We start from the raw sequence: 4,386 nt of genomic DNA, 5'->3' as shown, positions 1-4,386 counted from the left end.
CCTCGTCTGTATCGATCGCTACGTCCGGGTCGTGGCTACGGCCGGTCATGATCGCGAACTCATTCCACAGTTCATCGGCGAATTCCGCCCGTCCGGCGAAGAAAAAGTCGAACTTGAGGAGTTCGCGGACGGCCAAGGCTCTCTCCCAACCCGTGCGCTTGGTGGCTCCTGGTGTTCGCACGATCGCCAACAAAGCGAGCTCGGCGATCGCCCTCATCACCAGGACATGGATTGCGCTGTTGCGGTAGACCGCAACGATCAGATGCTGGTCAGCGCCGATCCCCCACACTGTTGCCGGCCCTTCGGAGTAGGAGGTCAGCACACCCGAGCCCACCAAGTCGTGCAGCGTCTGCGATACCGTGGCGCGCTCGGTGAGATCGGCTCCCCCAGCGACGGGCCAGTCGCGGTCGTGCAAATAACGAGCCAGCGGCGCGACTGTGGCGCACACTTCGTCGAGGGTCAGGGCGCGGTCTGCGCCGAGCATCGCGACGCACACCGCCGCCGTCGCGGTCACGGGCGTGGCTTGATTGAGCCGGTGGCAGATTTCCAACGCGATCCGTTCGACCACCTGCCGCTCGTTCAGGTCCTCTGCACGCAACTGAGCCATTCGCTCATACAGCGCGACCGGCGACCCGAAGTTGATGTATATGCGTCCCAAGCGATGCCGCAGGCCGCGCGCGTAGCTGAGTAGCCAGCGCGCATTCTCGGGCTTCTTCGGAAGTCCGCGCGACTCTTCGGTCATCAGTTTTACTTCATGCAGCGGCAACTGGTCGAAAACGATGGAGACCGGTACAGCGAGGGTGCGCTCCGATCGGACCGACTCGACCGCGTCGGTCACATAACGCAGCAACCCGTATCGCGGCGGCCGTAACTTGCCAGTGCGTGACCGGCCGCCCTCGATTGACCAAATGAGGTTGCGACCGCTGGCCACCATCTGGCCAACGAGCGCGCGCAGGGCCAATCGGTATACCGGCACATCCCCCGTCGAGCGTCGCACCGGGATGAAGCCGTTGCGCCGCGCGAACGCACCCAGGGGAAAGAAGTTAAGGTTCGCGCCGGCCAGCCCGAACGTCGGCGAAATGCCTTCCCGCGTAAGGCGTGGCGGAAACGAGAACTGATCCAGGTACGAACGGTGCGAGATCAGGAAGATCAAGGCGTGGTCGCGGTCGAGTTCTCGCAATTTGGCAAGATCGTCGTCGTCGACGACAACTTGGAATCCACGAACCATCCATGAAGACCAGGTCTCCCAGGCCCGCACGACGCCCGGGACATGGGTTGCTGCCATCTCGCGCACGTAGGCAGTCGCCTCAGCCCGCACGTCGGCCACGTCGCGACCCAGCTGCGACGCCAATTCTGCTGTGCTTGTGGAAAATTCGTTGGAACTGAGTAGAGCATCGGCCTCATCCGGAGACTGCGTGGCTGCGGACCTGTTCGCGCGTAGCAGCCGCGCGAGGCGATCCGCCAGCACCGTCATTTCCGCACCGACGCCTTCGCGATCATCTCCGACCAGCGCTCGCCCACCTGGCTGCCCGGCCAATCGTCGAGGGTGTCGACGTAGAGTTGGCGCATTCGCGGCACCCACTCATCGAGATCGGCTTTCGTCCAGTTGACAGTCGGAAGCGGCTCGTGGACAACGACTTCGATCGTGCCTTCCTGAGCCACTTTTGCATTGCGCCACATGATTTCGCCGGCATTGCGGATCACAATCGGAACGATCGGAACTCCGGCGTCGCGAGCCAGGTGAAAGCCCCCCTTTTTGAAAGCCCCGACCCGCGGGCTCAGCGACCGGGTACCTTCTGGCGAAATCGCGATTGAAACGCCCTTGCTCAGCTTGTCGATCGCCGGCTGCATCGCGGAGATGGCCTTCGACGTGTCGGCGCGGTCGAGGAATGCCACGTCGGCCAGAGTGAGTAGCGGTCCTAACACGGGTATCTGCTTCACCTCTGCCTTCGCAACAACGGTAAACCCCCGCTGCACGACGTTGGAGGTGACAAGCGCGTCAATCAGCGCGCTCTGGTGATTGATGAAGAACACGGCCGGCCGGTGCGTGGTGTGCTCCCGGCCGATGACGTCAATCTTGATATTGCCGAATTGGCCTGCGGCCCTGCCGAACAGGGATGTGGCTAGATCCACACCACCGCGGTTATCGTTCGTCAATACTCCGACGATCGCTCCGACGCCCACCGCCGCGGCGAAGCTGCCGTACAACGCTGTCGTCCGGGCCAGCGCCACGGGGTGCAGTCGGCCACGTTTGCCCCGGAACCGCACGACATCCCAGCCGTGCTCCGCGGCGTGTTCGGCCAGGAGCGGCGCCGGGTTGACCGGATGCGGGAATCCAACGGTGTCGAGCATCGCGATGTCCTCATCGCCATCGGCATAGCCGTAGCAGTTTCGCAATGAGATACGTTGCCGTCTAGCGAATTCCTTGACCGCAGCGGCCTTACCATCACCCCACAGCGTACGACCTGCCAGCTCCCCGGTGAGCACGCCTTGCTCGGTTTCGAGCTCGGTGCACAATACGTGCTCGATACCCAGCTCGCGGGCCATCGGTTGCGCCTGCATCCGCGTCGCCGATGTGGCGATCACAACGGTGTGGCCGCGGTTTTGGTGGGCGCGTACCAATCGCCACGCCCCGTAAAACAGCGACCCGGCGATTTCTTGGGTGAAGAGCTGCTCCCCGAGTTCCATCAGGTCGTCTTCGGTGCGGCCCACCCAGCCACGGATTCCTTGCACCAGTAGGTCTTCGAACGCGACTTCGTCGAGGAGCCCCCCGAGTGCGGAACGCAGTGTGCGCACGAACTCATCTGGTCCGAGTTCAAAATTGCGGGCGCGATGAGCGTAAAGCGCGCCGGCCGAGTAGCCGTCAATCAGGGTTCCGTCAAAGTCAAAGAACGCGGCGACTTTCGGACCGTCAGGCGCCATTTTGATCTGCTCGATGAGCTCGTCGACCGTTATCAGCGGCGGCGTAGTGCTGGTCATCTCACATCACGCTGCCGGCGTCGTGAGCTGCCTCGAGGACCCCGTTGTCCTCGACGCACCCCCTGAGCATCCACATCTTGCCTCGGCTCGGACGCAGATTCTCGTCCCGGCGCAGCTGGTGGGCTTACTGCGATTCTCACTTCGCCTCCCCTGCGTCGCCGTGGTGACGGCCGTGCTGCGGGAATGCGGTCTCCGTTGACCGCAAACCCGGCCCCGACACCGCGCCCGCATGCCTGGAGTTTGGGACGGCGGGCACACCGGCACGCTATCGGGGCGGGTAGCTTGCAACAGTCACCTTGGCTCTGGCCATATCACTATGAAGAGTCAAAATCGTGCCGCCAAGAGTATTTGAGCGAAATACCCCTTCTGTGGGGTAGAGAACCGCCCGATGTGGTGACGCGCCCGCTCCGCCAGTTCGGCCACACTCGCTCCATCGGGATCAGCGCAGTTGAATCCGACTTCGACTGGCTCGGGTGTTAATCGCGGACGGAGCCAGTTCGGACCCACCGCCGCCGGAAAGTAAAGGGGCACGGATGCAGATCTCAGCCGCTGTGGTTCAGGAGATCGGTGCGCCGTTCACCCTTACCGAAGTGGAGCTTCAAGATCCAGCCCCCGACGAAGTCGTGGTAGAGATCGCCGGAGCCGGCATCTGTCACACCGACGTCGCCGTGCAGCACGGGCACCTACCGTTTCCGTTACCCGGCGTGCTGGGTCATGAGGGCAGCGGAACCGTGGTGGCGGTCGGTGAGCAGGTAACGACTGTCGCTATTGGCGATCACGTCGCGATCAGTTTCAATAGCTGCGCCGCCTGCCCGGGGTGCAGTAAGGGAGAGCCGGCGTATTGCCATAATTTCCTGGAATACAACTTCAGCGGGGTGCGTCCCGACGGTTCGTCGGGGTTAGCAGCTGGCGGAACGAAATTGGGAGCCAACTTCTTCGGCCAGTCCTCACTGGCGACGCACGCGCTGGCTCACGAGCGCAACGTGGTCAAGCTCCCGCCGGGCGCTCCGCTCGAGCTCGTCGGCCCGCTTGGCTGCGGCATCCAGACCGGGGCCGGCGCAGTCTTCAACTCGATCGACGTACGCCCCGGGACGACCGTGATCGTCGCCGGTGCGGGAGCAGTTGGGCTATCGGCCGTCATGGCGGCCGCAGTTCGTGATGCCTCGTCGATCATCGCGGTCGACCTACACGAGAGCAGGCGGTCGCTCGCTCTCGAACTCGGCGCCACACACGTCGTCGACCCGCAGGCCGGTCCACTGGCCGACCAGATCCGTGAAATCGCCCCCGCGGGGGCCGATTACGCCGTCGACTCCACCGCGGTAACATCCGTCGTAGAGCAGCTGCTTGCGTCCCTTGGGATGCGCGGCATACTCGGGTTAATTGGTGTGCCTGCCGACCCACAGGCCG

Annotated in this window: 3 protein-coding genes; 1 reads left to right on the top strand and 2 read right to left on the bottom strand. The window is 63.6% G+C overall.

The window, feature by feature from the left end:
* Positions 1-1,474, bottom strand: a 1,474-nt coding sequence (locus tag WAN02_RS13935) for a 1-acyl-sn-glycerol-3-phosphate acyltransferase (RefSeq protein WP_422264785.1), incomplete at its 3' end; no start/stop codon positions are given.
* The gene (locus tag WAN02_RS13930) at positions 1,471-2,979 is read right to left on the bottom strand and encodes an HAD-IB family hydrolase (RefSeq protein ID WP_422264784.1); all 1,509 of its coding nucleotides are present in this window, start codon (positions 2,977-2,979) and stop codon (positions 1,471-1,473) included. The genes WAN02_RS13935 and WAN02_RS13930, both read right to left, overlap by 4 nt.
* A 533-nt stretch (positions 2,980-3,512) precedes the next feature.
* Here WAN02_RS13930 and WAN02_RS13925 point away from each other — a divergent pair.
* A partial coding sequence (locus WAN02_RS13925; RefSeq protein WP_422264783.1) for an NAD(P)-dependent alcohol dehydrogenase occupies positions 3,513-4,386 on the top strand: 874 nt, incomplete at its 3' end.

Origin of the sequence: Mycobacterium sp. (genome assembly GCF_049281135.1) — a bacterium.
Taxonomy (GTDB): Bacteria; Actinomycetota; Actinomycetes; order Mycobacteriales; family Mycobacteriaceae; genus Mycobacterium.
This window is presented reverse-complemented; position numbering and strand designations above follow the sequence as displayed.